A 17,420-nucleotide genomic window follows, 5' to 3' on the forward strand; every position below is an offset into this window, starting at 1 on the left:
GTGCAACAGATAGCCCGCGCTGTCACTCAGGCATTCAACAATTTGCCACGACCTCACCGCGTCATGCTGGGGTCGTTGAGCGTTCTGACATTAGCGGTCGCCGTCTGGCGACCCTACATCTACCATCCGGAATCCGCCCCTATTGTCAGGACGATTGAGCTGGAAAAAAGCGAAATTCGCTCTCTGCTGCCGGAAGCCTCCGAGCCTATCGATCAGGCGCCGCAGGAAGAAGAGGCCATTCCTCAGGATGAACTGGACGATAAAGCCGACAGCGATTCAAACGGTCACGAATATGTGGTCTCTACCGGCGATACGCTGAGCAGCATTCTTAACCAGTACGGTATCGACATGGGCGACATCGCCCAGCTCTCTTCCGCTGATAAAGAGTTACGTAACCTGAAAATTGGTCAGCAGCTGTCGTGGACGTTAACGGCGGAGGGAGATTTGCAGAGCCTGACGTGGGAAATGTCGCGTCGTGAAACGCGCACCTATAACCGGGTGGCTAACGGCTTTAAAATGAGCAGTGAGCTGCAGAAAGGGGATTGGGTCAACAACGTGCTGAAAGGGACCGTTGGCGCCAGCTTCGTTGCCAGCGCCCGTGAAGCCGGGCTCACCAGTACGGAAGTGAGCGCGGTGATCAGAGCGATGCAGTGGCAGATGGACTTCCGTAAGCTCAAAAAAGGTGATGAATTCTCGGTGCTGATGTCGCGCGAAATGCTTGACGGTAAACGGGAACAGAGCCAGTTGCTGGGCGTGCGTTTGCGTTCAGAGGGCAAAGACTACTACGCGATTCGCGCCGAAGACGGTAAGTTCTACGATCGTAACGGTACCGGTCTGGCGAAGGGCTTTATGCGCTTCCCGACGGCGCGTCAGTTCCGCGTCTCGTCGAACTTTAACCCGCGTCGTCTGAATCCGGTAACCGGACGCGTCGCCCCACATCGCGGCGTTGATTTCGCGATGCCTCAAGGGACGCCGGTTCTCGCGGTCGGCGATGGTGAAGTGGTGGTGGCTAAGCGCAGCGGCGCGGCGGGCTATTATGTTGCCGTTCGCCATGGTCGTACGTACACCACCCGTTATATGCACCTGCGCAAGCTGCTGGTGAAACCGGGGCAGAAAGTGAAACGCGGTGACCGCATCGCGCTGTCTGGCAACACCGGGCGTTCTACCGGTCCGCATCTGCACTATGAAGTGTGGATTAACCAGCAGGCGGTGAACCCGCTAACGGCGAAACTGCCGCGTACTGAAGGGCTGAGCGGTTCCGATCGCACGGATTATCTGGCCCAGGTCAAAGAAGTCATACCGCAGCTGCGATTTGACTAGCAGAATGCCAATGAAAGCCGGTGCCTGTCGCGCGCCGGCTTTTTCTTTTGTAGGTTCCCCATCGTATCGCTAAACTATACCGAGACTTATTCGGGTTGCGGCTAATATGGCTGGAGCTTGCAGTTTGACGGGATTACCCCATTATCTTTTTTATGCAGTACGGCTGTGGACTGGGCATGGAAACGAAAAAAAATAATATCGAGTTTATTCCAAAATTTGAAAAATCCTTTTTACTCCCGCGCTACTGGGGCGCCTGGCTGGGGGTTTTCGCGTTTGCGGGTATTGCCCTGACGCCGCCTTCTTTTCGCGATCCGATCCTCGGTAAGCTGGGGCGGGCGGTGGGGAGGCTGGCAAAAAGCTCTCGCCGCCGTGCGCAGATAAACCTGCTGTACTGCTTCCCGGAAAAGAGCGAGCAGGAACGCGAGGCCATTATCGATGCAATGTATATGGCGGCGCCGCAGGCGATGGTCATGATGGCCGAGCTGGGTCTGCGTGACCCTGCGCATGTTCTTTCCCGGGTCGACTGGCAGGGCAAAGAGATCATCGATGAACTGCAGCGTAATAACGAAAAAGTGATTTTCCTGGTGCCGCATGCCTGGGGAGTGGATATTCCGGCCATGCTGATGGCTTCCGGCGGCCAGAAAATGGCGGCAATGTTCCATAACCAGGGGAACCCAGTCTTCGATTACGTGTGGAATACCGTCAGACGTCGCTTTGGTGGGCGGATGCACGCGCGCAACGATGGCATTAAGCCGTTTATCCAGTCGGTCCGCCAGGGCTACTGGGGCTACTATTTACCCGACCAGGATCACGGGGCTGAGCACAGCGAATTTGTCGATTTCTTCGCTACCTATAAAGCCACCTTGCCGGCAATTGGCCGGCTGATGAAAGTATGTCGCGCTCGCGTCGTGCCGTTGTTCCCGGTCTATGATGGCAAAACCCATCGTCTGACGGTGCTGGTCCGTCCGCCAATGGATGACCTGCTGGAGGCTGACGATTTCACCATCGCGCGACGGATGAACGAAGAGGTCGAAATTTTCGTCAAGCCACATACCGAGCAATATACCTGGATCCTCAAACTGCTGAAGACGCGTAAACCCGGGGAAATTGAGCCTTATAAGCGCAAAGAGCTGTATCCGAAAAAGAAATAGCACCTGTCTTCACCGGCGCCGGCAATGAATGCCAATGAACCAGCCGGGTTCATTGGCTGTATTGTCTGAGCAAAGCCACATGTTCGCTAATTAACCGGTAGCGATATTCCGGTCGACCGGTGAGCCCGTAATGATTATGGGTAAACAGAATACCCGTCTTTTCCAGCCAGATTAAATATTTACGACACGACACTCTGGAGATTTGCAACGCGCAGGCGAGCTCGTTCGTTGAGAAGGCGTGCTCCTGATGACTATCAATCCATCGGCACACCAGCCGCAGCGTTTGCGGCGTTAACCCCTTAGGCAAGCGGCGAGCGTTCTCCGGGCGTGGGGTGCCACTGCGCAGTAAATCGTCAACATCGGACTGCTCGTAGCTGGATTTGGCGTTTTGCAGATCGCGACGTTTGCGCCATGTCAGCAGCGCTTCCTCAAAGCGGGGAAACTGAAACGGTTTGAGCAAATAATCGACCACGCCATAGCGCATCGCCGTCTGGACGGTTGCTGCGTCGGCGGCGGAAGTAATCATGATCGCATCGATGCTGCGGGCGCTCGTGCGCAGGACCAGCAGCAAAGACAGACCATTATCTTGTTGCATATATACATCCAGCAGGACCAGGTCGATCGGTAACATATGGCTCAGCATTTGCTCTGCTTCCGCCACCGTCGAGGCGATACCGCAGCAGTGAAAATCGGCAACCCTGCTGATAAACAGCCGGTTCACTTCCGCCACCATCGAATCATCATCCACAATAAGCACATTGAACATGCGCGGTTCCTTTGACTATCGGGAAGCATGGGAATCGACGCCTGGATGCTTCCCGCAGGATTAACGAAGGGACGTGTCGCTAGAGCGATGAACGCTTGTATGAGGTATAGCGTGCGTGCCAGAAGGTTTTATCGATATTCGCGATCAGCTCTTCCTCGCTGAGTTTTGCGGCGACCCCTTCGGCCTGGGCCATGAGCGCGACATCGATGGCGATGGCCCGCGAGATTGCCTCAATCTCTTCCACCGGCGGTAATAATCCGCCTTTACCGGAAGTGGCGAGCGGCGAGTGGGCTGCCAGGGTTTTACTGCTGGTGATCAGCATGGCTTCGGTCACGCGCTCCGCTTTTGCCGCCAGGATACCTAATCCCAGCCCGGGGAAAATGTAGGCGTTGTTACACTGCGCAATATCATATGTCTCCCCCTGGCAGAGCACCGGCTCGAACGGGCTACCGGTGGCAATCAGGGCATTTCCCTGGGTCCATTCCAGGAGATCTTTCGGCTGCGCTTCGGCGCGTGAGGTGGGGTTAGAGAGCGGCATCACAATCGGTCGCGGGCAGTGGCGGTGCATTTCTTTGATAATCTCTTCACTGAACAGACCCGGTTGTCCGGATACGCCAATCAGTACAGTCGGGTGCACGTTGCGCACGACATCCATCAATGAAAGGTTTGCCGACGTGACGTCCCAGTGGGCGAGATTTTCCCGGGGCGTGACGAGAGCTTGCTGGAAATCGAGCAAGTCAGGCGTCTCGCTGGTCAGTAAACCATAGCGATCGACCATGAAGACGTTACTGCGGGCTTCTTGCTCCGACAGGCCATCATCAACCATCAGCGCAATGATCTTTTCGGCAATACCGCAGCCGGCAGAACCGCCGCCCAGGAACACCACCCGCTGATCGCGCATACGGGTGCCTGCTACGGCGGCGGCGGCAATGAGCGTACCCGTCGTGACGGCGGCCGTTCCCTGGATATCATCGTTAAAACAGCACAGCTGATTACGGTAGCGGTTTAGCAGGCGGCTGGCGTTCTTCTGGGCGAAATCTTCAAATTGCAGCAGAACGTGTGGCCAGCGACGTTTTACCGCATCGACAAACATATCCATAAACTCCGTATACCGATCGTCGTCAATGCGCGGATGGCGCCAGCCCATATACAGCGGGTCTTCCAGGTGCTTCGCGTTATTGGTCCCGACATCCAGCATCACAGGCAGCGTCGAGGCCGGGTGAATCCCCCCGCAGGCGGTATACAACGACAGTTTGCCAATCGGAATGCCCATTCCGCCGATGCCCTGATCGCCAAGACCAAGGATCCGCTCGCCGTCGGTAACGACAATCACCTGGATATCGTTGCGGGAGAAGCTTTGCAGCATCTCGTCAATGTGATGGCGGTTTGGCCATGAAATAAACAGACCGCGTCCACGGCGATAAATTTCGGAAAAGTGTTCGCAGGCTTCACCGACGGTGGGGGTATAAATCACCGGCAGCATCTCTTTCATATGACGGCGGAGCAGATGATAAAATAGTGTCTCGTTAGTATCCTGAATATTACGCAGATAAATATGCCGGGAAATATCACGCTTAAACTGGCTGAACTGTTTCCAGGCTCGCTCGGTCTGCTCTTCGATGGTTTCGACATTATGCGGCAATAGCCCCTGAAGATTAAAAGCGGCGCGCTCTCCTTCGGTAAAAGCGAGCCCTTTATTTAATAGCGGATTTTCCAGCAGGACTGCGCCATTGTAGGGGGTATATAATGTTTCTTTAACTAACATTTCATGACTCCTGAGTGTTGTTTAAATAAAAACAGGGTTTAACTTGCTAAATAATATTGCGCAGGGGCGCTTAAGAAATTAAATAAATCATAATGCCTTCGGTAACGACGCCAATCGCTGTGCCGAGTAAAATAGAAGATGAGGCCGGTTCAATATAAGTATCACTGCGCAGTGCAAACATGCCGGCTGCAATGGCAGAAGGCGTAGCACCAATGATAATCACCTGCTGCATCAGGGTGTGGCTGAGGCCAAAAGCGAGACCTGCCGCAGCCATCATGGCGGGCTGAATCAGATTTTTAATACTGATATTGGTACAGGTCTGAATATTGATAGTCGGGCGTTCGCCATAAAACAGCAGGCCAAGAGCAAACAGCGACAGGCCGCCGGCAATTTTGCCGACCATTTCAATCGGCATGCTGAGCATGTGCGGAAGCTGTACGCCGGCAAGGCTCAGCAGCACCCCGGAAATGGGGATCCAGACGATAGGGTTTCTTATTGCCTTCAGCAGGTTTTGCATCACCAGTTTGCCGGCATGGATTTTTTCCGCATCGGCGGCCGCATCTTTATCACCCATGCGAATCAGGATAATCGTCAGAGGGATCATGAAGACGCTGGTGATTAAGTTACCGATGAGGACGCCGAGAAATCCTTCCGGGCCAATCAGTACGGCCAGAACCGGCGCGCCGAAATAGGCCATATCAGGAAATGCGCATACCAGGGATTGAATCGCGCTGGTTTTGATATCATGGCGAAAAACATAGCGAGATATCAATAGTGTAAGAAAGTAGGAGCCCATCAGGCCAATCACTAACACCGCCATAAAAGCGAAGTTTTTAATTTTATCGGGGTTGGTATTTAATGCACCGATAAAAAGATGAAAGGGCAGGGCAAAGCGAATGACGACGGTGGCTAACACCGAGGCATCTTCGCGACGGGTATAGCCTAACTTACCGCTGAGCCAACCGAGTAACATGATAAAAACTAATGGGAACAATGATTGCAATAGCAGCGTAGGCATAAATTATCCCGAAAATAGAGTGTAGGGTTTATTGTGGTTTTTAATCTAACGATCCCTTAGGAATTGAAAGGTGATTGAAATCACAGTGGCCGCTGTTTAAATAATTTCGCCTTGGGAACTTTACTTACAAATATCGGGCTGGAGAATAAATTCTTGTTTTATATGCTTGAAAGGAAGGATTGTGACGATGCATAACTTTAGCTACACAGTAATAAATTAAATTACTTAAAAGGGAGTTTCAAGCTCAGTCACAAAGTCGAGAGCGGAGATCGTTGTTTTCTTTTTTATACAAAATCACTGTGCTACCGTTTAGTTGGATTTAATAATAGCGACTTCTCATTTTTGTTTTTTATTTTTATTTAATAGTGCGGTTTTAATATTGCGCCACACCCCTACACCATCCATCTCAATTCAGGTGAAACATGAAAAATAATTCACTCAACCATCCGATAGAACAAACGCATTCGAGCGGGAAAAATCCGCGCTTCTTTTCCAGTGTTGACGTCGGTGCCGTACCTTTAACGCTGTTTATTGGTATTGCGGTGATTGTTGTCACCTCTTCGATGGCGGGGCTGCTGCCGAAGAATATGATTGGCGGGCTGGCGGTCATTATGACCCTGGGGTTTGCTTTGGCCAAAATCGGCCGGATGGTGCCGGTGCTTAAGGATATTGGCGGGCCGGCAATTCTGTGTCTGATGATGCCGTCCGTACTGGTCTATTTCGGGGTGTTTGACCCGCATACATTGGGTACCGTGCACCTGTTGATGAAAGAGGCCAATTTACTTTATTTCGTCATCGCCTGTCTGGTTGTCGGCAGTATTCTGGGAATGAACAGAACCATTCTTATCCAGGGAATGGTGCGTATGTTCGTTCCGCTTGTGGTAGGGACCGGAGCGGCAATTGCAACGGGCCTGCTGGTGGGTAGCCTGTTTGGCTACAGCATGTACCACACCTTTTTCTTTATTATTGTGCCGATTATTGGTGGCGGTATCGGGGAAGGGATCCTGCCGCTCTCGCTGGCGTATTCTGCGATCCTCGGACAGACCCCGGATGTGTATGTCGCCCAGCTGGCCCCGGCTGCGGTGGTGGGGAATATCTTCGCGATTATCTGTGCGGGATTTCTGGCTCGTCTGGGCATCCGTCGCCCGTCGCTGTCCGGTGACGGTATGCTGATCCGCAGCCATGATGATAACCACGTTTTCTCGCAGACTCAGGGAGGACAGCCTACCGATTTCCAGCTGATGGGAGCCGGGCTGTTAATGATCTGCGCATTTTTCATCGTTGGTGGGCTGCTGGAGAAAGTGCTGCACATTCCAGGACCGGTATTGATGATACTGGCCGCCGTACTGTGCAAATACACCAAAATTATCCCTGCGGCAATGGAGCTGGGAGCCCACAGCTGCTACAAATTCGTTTCCGCCGCACTCGTCTGGCCGCTGATGATCGGCCTCGGAATGCTGTACGTTCCCCTGGAGAGCGTGGTCTCCGTTTTCTCTATTGGCTATGTTGTGGTTTGCGGTTCTATCGTAATTGCGATGGCGTTAAGCGGCTTTTTCATCGCTTCACGCCTGAATATGTACCCTGTTGAAGCCGCTATTGTGACCAGCTGTCACAGCGGGCTGGGCGGTACCGGGGATGTGGCCATACTCTCGGCATCGAATCGCATGTCGCTGATGCCGTTCGCACAGATTGCCACCCGCATTGGCGGAGCCTCAACGGTGATTGCCGCCACGCTGCTGCTGAACTGGATTGTTTGATTACGGATAAAAAAAACCTGCCAGCGTGATGCTGGCAGGTGGAGGCGTTTTGGATGAGGCCGAGCTTATTCGACGGTCAGAATACGCGTGGTATTGGTGCTGCCGATGGTGCTCATGACGTCACCCTGCGTTACGATAACGAGGTCGCCAGTGACCAGATAGCCTTTATCGCGCAGCAGGTTTACTGCATCGTGCGCTGCGGCAACGCCGTCGTTGGTGCTGTCAAAGTGAACCGGCGTAACGCCGCGATACAGCGCGGTCAGATTCAGCGTACGCTCATGACGGGAGAGCGCAAAAATTGGCAGGCCAGAACTGATGCGCGAAGTCATCAGCGCAGTACGACCGGATTCGGTCATGGTGATGATAGCCGTCACGCCTTTCAGATGGTTGGCCGCATACATCGCCGACATCGCAATCGCTTCTTCAACGTTGTCGAACTGAATGTCCAGACGGTGTTTGGACACGTTGAGGCTTGGGATTTTTTCAGCGCCCAGGCAGACGCGGGCCATCGCGGCAACGGTTTCAGACGGATACTGACCGGCGGCGGTTTCCGCAGAGAGCATCACGGCATCGGTACCATCGAGGACGGCGTTTGCTACGTCCATAACTTCTGCACGGGTTGGCATCGGGTTGGTGATCATCGACTCCATCATCTGAGTCGCGGTGATGACCGAACGGTTCAGCTGACGGGCGCGGCGAATCAGGGCTTTCTGAATACCCACCAGTTCCGGGTCGCCGATTTCAACGCCAAGGTCGCCACGGGCAACCATCACCACGTCAGAGGCCAGAATAACGTCGTCCATCGCGTCCTGATCGCAGACCGCTTCTGCACGTTCAACTTTCGCCACGATCTTCGCATCGCAGCCGGCTTCGCGGGCCAGACGGCGGGCGTAGTTCAGGTCTTCACCGCAGCGTGGGAAGGAAACGGCCAGATAATCAACGCCGATTTTCGCTGCGGTGATAATGTCAGCTTTGTCTTTCTCGGTCAGCGCTTCAGCGGACAGACCACCGCCCAGCTTGTTGATGCCTTTGTTGTTCGACAGCGGTCCACCCACGGTGACTTCGGTGAACACTTTCAGGCCCTGAACTTCGAGCACTTTCAGCTGTACGCGACCATCGTCCAACAGCAGGATATCGCCAGGGACAACGTCCGCCGGCAGACCTTTATAATCAATACCGACTTTCTCTTTGTCGCCTTCGCCTTTACCCAGCTCTGCGTCGAGCAGGAATTTGTCGCCGATATTCAGGAAGATTTTACCTTCTTTGAAGGTGGATACGCGAATCTTAGGGCCTTGCAGATCGCCGAGGATAGCGACGTGGCGCCCCAGTTTTGCCGCGATCTGGCGGACTTTATCCGCACGAATCTGATGATCTTCCGGGGTACCGTGAGAGAAGTTCATACGTACTACGTTAGCGCCTGCGGCGATCACCTTTTCAAGGTTGTTATCACGATCGGTTGCCGGGCCTAAGGTCGTTACGATTTTGGTTCTGCGAAGCCTTCTGGACATGTAATACTCCGTTGACTAAAACAACTTTGGTGTTGCGTGAACATGGAATCGGTGGTGCCGGCCAGCAATGTCGCTAAGCCGGGACATAACCGAATGTGTAATGGGTCACTACCTAATTATCAAGTTTTATGGGTTGTCGCTGTGTACAGGCAGTTCTTTATCAAAACGCGATTCCTTCAATGCTTCCTTGACCCGCTTCAAGTTATCTCTGAATTTCGCTCCTCGACGGAGGGTAAAACCGGTAGCCAGCACGTCGATAACCGTCAACTGGGCAAGACGCGAAACCATTGGCATGTAGATATCCGTATCTTCGGGGACATCAAGCGTAATCGACAAGGTTGCCTCGCGCGCCAGCGGGGTACCCGCCGACGTAATGGCGATGACCATGGCATCGTTTTCACGCGCCAGCTGCGCCAGTTCGACCTGGCTTTTCGTCCGGCCAGTATGTGAGATAATCACGACAACGTCATCATCATTGCAATTCATACAGCTCATGCGTTGCAGGACAATGTCGTCGGAGTAGATAACCGGAACATTAAAGCGGAAAAATTTGTTCATGGCGTCATGGGCAACGGCCGCCGAAGAGCCCAGACCAAAGAAGGCAATTTTCTTGGCCTGCGTCAGAAGGTCGACGGCGCGGTTCACCGCTGACATATCGAGAGAGTGGTGGACCTGATCTAAACTGGCCATAGCTGACTCGAATATTTTTCCCGTATAGGACTCTACGCTGTCGTCTTCATCGACATTACGGTTAACATAGAGAGTCCCGTGTGCCAGGCTCTGTGCCAGGTGGAGCTTAAAATCGGGAAAGCCACGGGTTTCAAGGCTGCGACAAAAACGATTAACGGTCGGCTCGCTGACGCCAGCTTCGAGCGCCAGGGCCGCGATGCTTGAATGAATCGCCTGATCCGGCGTGGCAAGAATGACTTCCGCCACTTTGCGTTCGGATTTGCTAAGGTGTTCCAGTCGGGACTGGATTTTTTCCAGCATGTTCATGGGTAACGGGGCGCTCATCAGTGGAAGCGATTTCATTAATGGATGAAATCATCAGGCGTTTTAGCAAGAATATACCCCTCTGCCGCCGCAAGCGGGGAGGAATAACGTTAAAAAATGTTGTTTTTTTTCATTACATGATCAGAGTCGTATTTTATTAACTTAAAACCGGTCGAAACAACGAACGCTTTTAGCCACTTGCCCAAATAGTCGGCGGAAGTTTTCTCCGCGTGCGGTTTAGCGCCGGGAATCGGGCCTGAGGCTTTCGGGAAGTTCGTAAACACAGTACAGTGCAGTGTAAGAAAATTACAAATATAGCCTGGCATAAGCACCAGACTATCAACTGAGGAGAATGACATGGCGGTAACGCAAACGGCCCAGGCATGCGATCTGGTCATTTTCGGCGCAAAGGGTGACCTGGCGCGTCGTAAATTGTTGCCTTCCCTGTATCAGCTTGAGAAAGCTGGCCAGATCAACCCTGATACCCGGATTATCGGGGTCGGACGTGCTGACTGGGATAAAGATGCTTACACCAGGGTAGTGCGTGAAGCGCTTGAAACCTTCATGAAGGAAAAAATTGATGAAGGTTTGTGGGAAACCCTGAGCGGACGTCTGGATTTTTGTAACCTCGATGTGAACGATACTAAAGCGTTTTCCCGTCTGGGCAAAATGCTGGATCAGGAAAAACGCGTCACCATCAACTATTTCGCCATGCCGCCGAGCACCTTTGGCGCCATTTGCAAAGGCCTTGGCGAAGCCAAGCTGAACGCCAAACCTGCGCGCGTAGTGATGGAAAAACCGCTGGGTACCTCTCTGGATACCTCGCGCGAAATCAACGACCAGGTTGGCGAATTCTTCGAAGAGTGCCAGGTCTACCGTATCGACCATTACCTTGGTAAAGAAACGGTGCTCAACCTGCTGGCGCTGCGCTTTGCGAACTCCCTGTTTGTGAATAACTGGGACTGCCGCACGATTGATCATGTTGAAATCACCGTGGCGGAAGAAGTGGGCATTGAAGGCCGCTGGGGTTACTTCGATCAAGCCGGGCAAATGCGCGACATGATCCAGAACCATCTGCTGCAAATCCTGTGCATGATCGCCATGTCGCCGCCGTCAGACCTCAGCGCCGACAGCATTCGCGACGAAAAAGTGAAGGTCCTGAAATCGCTGCGCCGCATCGATCGCGCCAACGTGCGTGAGAAAACGGTTCGTGGTCAGTACACCGCAGGCTTTGCCCAGGGCAAAAAAGTGCCGGGCTACCTTGAAGAAGAGGGCGCGAACAAATCCAGTAATACCGAAACCTTCGTGGCGATCCGCGTGGATATCGATAACTGGCGCTGGGCCGGCGTGCCGTTCTACCTGCGTACCGGTAAACGTCTGCCGACCAAATGTTCTGAAGTCGTGGTGTACTTCAAAACGCCGGAGCTGAACCTGTTCAAAGAGAACTGGCAGGAGCTGCCGCAGAACAAGTTAACGATTCGTCTGCAGCCGGATGAAGGCGTGGATATTCAGGTGCTCAACAAAGTGCCTGGTCTGGACCACAAACACAATCTGCAGATAACCAAGCTCGATCTGAGCTATTCGGAAACCTTCAACCAGACTCACCTGGCGGATGCCTACGAGCGTCTGCTGCTCGAAACCATGCGCGGTATTCAGGCGCTGTTCGTGCGTCGTGATGAAGTGGAAGAGGCGTGGAAGTGGGTTGACTCCATTACTGAAGCCTGGGCTGCCGACCGCGATGCGCCGAAGCCGTATCAGGCAGGTACCTGGGGGCCGGTTGCCTCAGTGGCAATGATTACCCGCGACGGTCGTTCCTGGAACGAATTTGAATAGCCACGTGATTATCCGGATGGGTTATTTTACCGGTAACATGATCTGACGCATCTAGTCGCATAATTTTTGCTCTTTTAAGCCCCGGGAGGATTCACCCCCGGGGCTTTTTTTATTACACTGCGGGTAGATATTTTGCCGCTGAGCTGCAGTGTTGGTGCCTTTCACCTGTAAAGATGTTGCTAAAACGCTGTGGCCGGACAGATAAAAATTCAGGAGCCTTTATGAATTCGACAATGTTACGGGTAACAAATCGCATTATCGAACGGTCGCGAGACACCCGCACCGCCTACCTCGCACGGATTAACCAGGCGAAGACGGATACCGTCCATCGCGCACAGCTGGCATGCGGTAACCTGGCTCACGGCTTTGCTGCCTGTCAGTCGGACGATAAAGCCTCGTTGAAAAGCATGTTGCGTAACAATATTGCCATTATTACCTCGTACAACGACATGCTGTCCGCCCATCAGCCCTATGAGTATTACCCTGATATCATTCGCAAGGCTCTGCATTCGGTGAATGCGGTCGGCCAGGTTGCGGGCGGGGTACCGGCGATGTGCGATGGCGTGACTCAAGGCCAGGACGGGATGGAACTCTCTCTTCTGAGCCGCGAAGTCATTGCCATGTCGGCCGCTATCGGCCTGTCGCATAACATGTTCGACGGCGCGCTGTACCTGGGCGTATGTGACAAAATTGTCCCGGGGCTGACGATGGCCGCGCTCTCCTTTGGTCATCTGCCGTCAGTATTCGTGCCGTCAGGCCCGATGGCCAGCGGCCTGCCGAATAAAGAAAAAGTGCGCATTCGCCAGCTATATGCTGAAGGCAAAGTTGACCGTATGGCGCTGCTGGAGTCTGAAGCGGCGTCCTACCACGCGCCGGGGACCTGTACGTTTTACGGTACGGCGAACACCAACCAGATGGTCGTGGAGTTTATGGGCATGCAGCTCCCGGGCTCGTCGTTTGTGCATCCGGATGCTGAACTGCGCCAGGCGCTGACCGCCGCTGCCGCACGTCAGGTCACGCGCATGACCGGTAACGGTAATGAATGGATGCCGTTGGGCAAAATGTTTGATGAGAAAGTGGTGGTGAACGGGATCGTTGCACTGCTGGCAACCGGCGGTTCGACCAACCATACGATGCACCTGGTGGCGATGGCCCGCGCGGCAGGGATCATCATTAACTGGGATGATTTCTCCGACCTGTCTGACATTGTTCCGCTGCTGGCGCGTCTCTACCCGAACGGTCCGGCGGACATTAACCACTTCCAGGCTGCGGGCGGCGTACCGGTGCTGGTACGCGAGCTGCTGAAAGGCGGCCTGCTGCATGAAGACGTCAACACCGTGGCCGGTTTCGGTCTCTCCCGTTACACCATGGAACCGTGGCTGAACAACGGCGAGCTGGACTGGCGCGAAGGGGCGACCGCGCCGCTCGACGATCAGGTTATTGCGACTTTCGATAAGCCATTCTCTCGCCATGGCGGGACGAAAGTGCTGAGCGGCAACCTCGGTCGTGCGGTGATGAAGACCTCTGCCGTACCGGTCGACAACCAAATCATCGAAGCACCAGCGGTGGTGTTTGAAAGCCAGCACGACGTCCTGCCTGCTTTCGAAGCCGGAATGCTGGACAAGGATTGTGTGGTTGTTGTCCGTCATCAGGGGCCAAAAGCGAACGGTATGCCAGAATTACATAAACTTATGCCGCCACTTGGTGTATTATTGGACCGCCGTTTCAAAATTGCGCTGGTTACCGATGGTCGACTCTCTGGCGCATCAGGCAAAGTCCCGTCAGCAATCCATGTTACGCCTGAAGCGTACGATGGCGGGCTGCTGGCAAAAGTCCGTGATGGCGATATCATCCGCGTCAACGGGCAAACGGGCGAATTGACGCTGCTGGTGGATGAGGCTGAACTGGCCGCACGCCAGCCGCATGTTCCTGACCTCAGCGGTTCGCGCGTCGGGAGCGGCCGGGAAATGTTTGCAGCGCTGCGTGAAAAACTCTCCGGAGCAGAACAGGGCGCAACCTGCATCACTTTTTAAGACGATACAATTTGTAGATCTGGCGAGAGAGAAACTCTGATGAAAAACTGGAAAACAACTGCAGAAGCAATCCTCACCTCCGGCCCGGTTGTCCCGGTGATCGTGGTGAAAAAGCTGGAACACGCTGTGCCGATGGCCAAAGCGCTGGTTGCCGGCGGCGTACGCGTACTGGAAGTGACTCTGCGTACCGAGTGCGCACTGGATGCTATCCGCGCGATTGCCAAAGAAGTACCGGACGCGATTGTCGGTGCAGGTACCGTAACAAACGTAGAACAGCTGAAAGCCGTGACCGATGCGGGCGCGCAGTTTGCTATCAGCCCGGGTCTGACTGAGTCTCTGCTGAAAGCGGCGACTGAAGAAGGGACGATCCCGCTGATCCCGGGTATCAGCACCGTATCCGAACTGATGCTGGGCATGCAGTATGGCCTGAAAGAGTTCAAATTCTTCCCGGCAGAAGCTAACGGCGGCGTGAAAGCGCTGCAGGCTATCGGCGGTCCGTTCGCGCATATCCGTTTCTGCCCGACCGGCGGGATCTCTCCGGCGAACTACCGTGACTACCTGGCGCTGAACAGCGTGCTGTGCATCGGCGGCTCCTGGCTGGTTCCGGCGGATGCGCTGGAAGCCGGTGATTACGACCGCATTACCAACATTGCCCGCGAAGCAGTTGAAGGCGCGAAGTAACTTTCACGCCCTGATAAATCGCGAAGTCCAGACCCGGTAGCGCTTGCGCCACCGGGTTTTTTTATCCCTGAACCAGGACGGCCGATGCGGCAGCTTTCGCCCGTGCCACCGCTTCATCAACGCTATCGGCAACGGCCAGCGTAACGCCCAGGCGACGAGAGCCATCAATGTCCGGTTTGCCAAACAGGCGCAGCTGAAGGCCTGCGCCAACCGCTCCCTGAATATTATTAAAGGTGACGTTGTGGCTGGTGAGCTGCGGCAGAATCACCGCTGAGGCCGCCGGGCCATACTGGCGAATCGCGCCCACCGGCAGACCAAGGAAGGCACGGACGTGGAGGGCAAATTCTGAAAGATCCTGTGAAATGAGCGTGACCATTCCGGTATCGTGTGGACGAGGAGAGACTTCACTAAAGATAACCTCGTCGCCGCAGACGAACAGCTCCACGCCGAACAGTCCATAGCCACCGAGCGCCAGTACGACCTTGCTGGCTATTTCCTGCGCGCGGGCCAGCGCACGTTCACTCATCTGCTGCGGCTGCCAGGATTCGCGATAATCGCCATCTTCCTGGCGATGGCCGACCGGCGCACAGAAATGGACGCCGTCGACGGCGCTGACGGTAAGCAGAGTAATTTCAAAATCGAAATTGACCACGCCCTCGACGATAACCCGGCCTGCGCCGGCGCGGCCGCCCTGTTGCGCATAGCGCCAGGCATCGGCCAACTGGTCATGGTGACGAATAAAACTCTGGCCTTTGCCGGATGAGCTCATGACCGGCTTCACGATGCAGGGAAGCCCTGTCTCAGCAACGGCCTCACGAAAGGCGGTTTCGCTGTCGGCAAAGCGGTAGGAGGAGGTGGGCAGCTGCAGCTCCTCCGCGGCCAGGCGGCGAATACCTTCACGATTCATGGTCAGTTTTGCCGCGCGGGCAGAGGGGACGACTTTCTGCCCGGCCAGCTCCAGCTCGACCAGCATATCCGTGGCGATGGCTTCAATTTCGGGCACGATGAAGTCGGGTTTTTCTTCTGCAATCAGCGCGCGCAGCGTTTCGCCGTCCAGCATGTTGATGACGTGCGAACGATGCGCCACCTGCATTGCCGGCGCATCAGGGTAGCGGTCTACCGCGATGGTCTCAATGCCCAGCCGTTGACACTCAATGGCGACTTCTTTACCCAGTTCACCGGAACCTAACAACATCACCCGCGTTGCTGCCGGGCGCAGCGCTGTGCCTAATAACGTCATGACTCTTTTCCACAGTAAAAAAACATGCGCCGCATTATAGACGAAAACGTTTGCGTCTGTCTTTATGGCTGTTGGTTGAGTCTCGGGTGAAAATTTGCTATACTGTATAAAAATACAGTATAAAAGAGGCTGCACAATGGCGGTTGAAATTAAATATGTGGTGATCCGCGAAGGTGAGGAAAAAATGTCGTTTACCAGCAAAAAAGAGGCCGATGCTTACGACAAAATGCTCGATCTTGCCGAAGTCCTCAACGACTGGCTGGTAGAGTGCCCGCTCACGCTGGATGAAGCACAGCGCGATGAAATGGCAATGTGGCTGGCGGAACGCAAAGAGACGCTACATCATATCCTGAGGTCGGGAAAACGTCCGGAAGCGGAAGATGAAACGGCCGGGCAGTCCTCTGAGACCGACATCCAGGGGGCAGAAACGCCGGAAGCCGCAGCAGACGAGTCGCACGAACCCCCAGCGCCAGCGAAATCACGGAAGGTAAAGGCGGCCTGACACTAGCCGAATTTGCGCATCTTTAGTTGTCCATCACATTTCCTTACATCTCGTCGTTTAGGCTGGTGATTACGCCTAATATGCAACGAGGGGAATCATGGCTAACTGGCTTAATCAACTCCAGTCTCTGCTGGGTCAGCAGGGACCATCTTCATCATCAGGTGAGAGGCCGGATGGGAAAAACTTCCTCCTGCCTGGCGCGCTAGGTGGCCTGGCAGGGCTGCTGGTAGCCAGTAAATCATCGCGTAAGCTGCTGGCCAAATATGGCACCAGCGCGCTGCTGGTTGGCGGCGGAGCGATTGCGGGAAGCGTGCTGTGGAATAAATACCAGCAGAAAATACAGGAAGCTTCGCCCGCGCAACCTGTTGCTTGCACCGGGCAATCCGCCATCGCGTCGCAGGACTCGCCGGCGACCGGGCTTGATGCCCGCAGCGAACGGCTGATACTGGCGCTGGTGTTTGCGGCTAAAAGCGACGGGCATATTGACGACAGTGAGCGGGCAAACATCGAAGAGCAGCTGCGTGCGGCTAATATTGCCGTGCAGGGCCGCGTATTAATCGATCGCGCCCTGGCGCAGCCGCTTGACCCGCAGCGTCTGGCTCAGGGCATCACTAGCGAGCAAGAGGCGCTGGAAATCTATTACATCAGCTGTGCTGCGATCGATATCGACCATTTTATGGAGCGGAGCTATCTCAACGCCCTCGGCGAGGCCTTAGGGCTCCCGGCGGAAGTGCGTGCCGACATCGAACAGGATATTCAGGCACAAAAACAGGCGCTTTCTATCTAAATCAGCAGGTTTTGCTTGCAACGTGGGCCACTTTTGCCACCCTTATACACACGCCATCCTTCAAGC

At 54.5% G+C, this 17,420-nt stretch carries 14 protein-coding genes and 1 pseudogene; 9 read left to right on the forward strand and 6 right to left on the reverse strand.

From position 1 onward, the window contains the following. Positions 1-1,320 carry a murein DD-endopeptidase MepM gene (gene mepM, locus ACMYSK_RS03155; RefSeq protein ID WP_434640154.1) on the forward strand — a complete coding sequence of 440 codons (1,320 nt, stop codon included), beginning with the start codon at positions 1-3 and terminating at the stop codon, positions 1,318-1,320. 176 nt (positions 1,321-1,496) lie between these two features. Next, positions 1,497-2,471 carry a lauroyl-Kdo(2)-lipid IV(A) myristoyltransferase gene (lpxM, locus tag ACMYSK_RS03160; RefSeq protein ID WP_434640156.1) on the forward strand — a complete coding sequence of 325 codons (975 nt, stop codon included), beginning with the start codon at positions 1,497-1,499 and terminating at the stop codon, positions 2,469-2,471. A 49-nt stretch (positions 2,472-2,520) separates the two neighbouring features. On the opposite strand, the gene dcuR is transcribed toward lpxM, so the two are convergent. From dcuR to ACMYSK_RS03175, 3 genes are all read right to left on the reverse strand, one after another. Continuing rightward, positions 2,521-3,237 (reverse strand): two-component system response regulator DcuR, encoded by a 717-nt coding sequence (gene dcuR, locus ACMYSK_RS03165; RefSeq protein ID WP_434640158.1) that lies wholly within the window; start codon positions 3,235-3,237, stop codon positions 2,521-2,523. Positions 3,238-3,316: 79 nt separating this feature from the next. Next, positions 3,317-5,002: an NAD-dependent malic enzyme gene (locus ACMYSK_RS03170; RefSeq protein WP_434640160.1), complete on the reverse strand. Its 1,686-nt coding sequence runs from the start codon at positions 5,000-5,002 to the stop codon at positions 3,317-3,319. Positions 5,003-5,072: 70 nt separating this feature from the next. Continuing rightward, positions 5,073-6,020 carry an AEC family transporter gene (locus ACMYSK_RS03175; RefSeq protein WP_434640162.1) on the reverse strand — a complete coding sequence of 316 codons (948 nt, stop codon included), beginning with the start codon at positions 6,018-6,020 and terminating at the stop codon, positions 5,073-5,075. 422 nt (positions 6,021-6,442) lie between these two features. On the opposite strand from ACMYSK_RS03175, the gene ACMYSK_RS03180 reads away from it, so the two are divergent. Then, positions 6,443-7,777 carry a 2-hydroxycarboxylate transporter family protein gene (locus ACMYSK_RS03180; protein ID WP_434640164.1) on the forward strand — a complete coding sequence of 445 codons (1,335 nt, stop codon included), beginning with the start codon at positions 6,443-6,445 and terminating at the stop codon, positions 7,775-7,777. Positions 7,778-7,842: 65 nt separating this feature from the next. On the opposite strand, the gene pyk is transcribed toward ACMYSK_RS03180, so the two are convergent. Further along, the gene (gene pyk, locus ACMYSK_RS03185) at positions 7,843-9,285 is read right to left on the reverse strand and encodes a pyruvate kinase (RefSeq protein ID WP_434640166.1); all 1,443 of its coding nucleotides are present in this window, start codon (positions 9,283-9,285) and stop codon (positions 7,843-7,845) included. A 126-nt stretch (positions 9,286-9,411) separates the two neighbouring features. Next, positions 9,412-10,317: a MurR/RpiR family transcriptional regulator gene (locus ACMYSK_RS03190; protein WP_434640168.1), complete on the reverse strand. Its 906-nt coding sequence runs from the start codon at positions 10,315-10,317 to the stop codon at positions 9,412-9,414. A 221-nt stretch (positions 10,318-10,538) separates the two neighbouring features. Here ACMYSK_RS03190 and ACMYSK_RS03195 point away from each other — a divergent pair. The 4 genes and pseudogenes from ACMYSK_RS03195 to ACMYSK_RS03210 form a co-directional block, all read left to right on the forward strand. Continuing rightward, positions 10,539-10,625 (forward strand): annotated as a pseudogene (locus ACMYSK_RS03195) (formate--tetrahydrofolate ligase); the annotation flags it as partial. A 10-nt stretch (positions 10,626-10,635) separates the two neighbouring features. After that, the gene (gene zwf / locus ACMYSK_RS03200) at positions 10,636-12,111 is read left to right on the forward strand and encodes a glucose-6-phosphate dehydrogenase (protein WP_434640170.1); all 1,476 of its coding nucleotides are present in this window, start codon (positions 10,636-10,638) and stop codon (positions 12,109-12,111) included. Positions 12,112-12,332: 221 nt separating this feature from the next. Further along, a complete protein-coding gene (gene edd, locus ACMYSK_RS03205) occupies positions 12,333-14,144 on the forward strand; it encodes a phosphogluconate dehydratase (protein ID WP_434640172.1) in 1,812 nt (603 codons plus the stop codon). A 39-nt stretch (positions 14,145-14,183) separates the two neighbouring features. Continuing rightward, positions 14,184-14,825, forward strand: a complete 642-nt coding sequence (locus ACMYSK_RS03210) for a bifunctional 4-hydroxy-2-oxoglutarate aldolase/2-dehydro-3-deoxy-phosphogluconate aldolase (protein ID WP_434640173.1) — start codon at positions 14,184-14,186, stop codon at positions 14,823-14,825. Between the two features lie 61 nt (positions 14,826-14,886). Here ACMYSK_RS03210 and purT read toward each other — a convergent pair whose 3' ends face one another. After that, a complete protein-coding gene (purT, locus tag ACMYSK_RS03215; protein WP_434640175.1) occupies positions 14,887-16,065 on the reverse strand; it encodes a formate-dependent phosphoribosylglycinamide formyltransferase in 1,179 nt (392 codons plus the stop codon). Positions 16,066-16,201: 136 nt separating this feature from the next. Between purT and ACMYSK_RS03220 the strand changes: the two genes are divergently transcribed. Next, a complete protein-coding gene (locus tag ACMYSK_RS03220; RefSeq protein ID WP_434640176.1) occupies positions 16,202-16,567 on the forward strand; it encodes a YebG family protein in 366 nt (121 codons plus the stop codon). 97 nt (positions 16,568-16,664) lie between these two features. Further along, positions 16,665-17,354, forward strand: coding sequence for a tellurite resistance TerB family protein (locus ACMYSK_RS03225; RefSeq protein WP_434640178.1), 690 nt, complete (start codon positions 16,665-16,667; stop codon positions 17,352-17,354). Positions 17,355-17,420: the final 66 nt, after the last annotated feature.

This window comes from Klebsiella sp. I138, assembly GCF_051131765.1.
Classification (GTDB): Bacteria; Pseudomonadota; Gammaproteobacteria; order Enterobacterales; family Enterobacteriaceae; genus Klebsiella.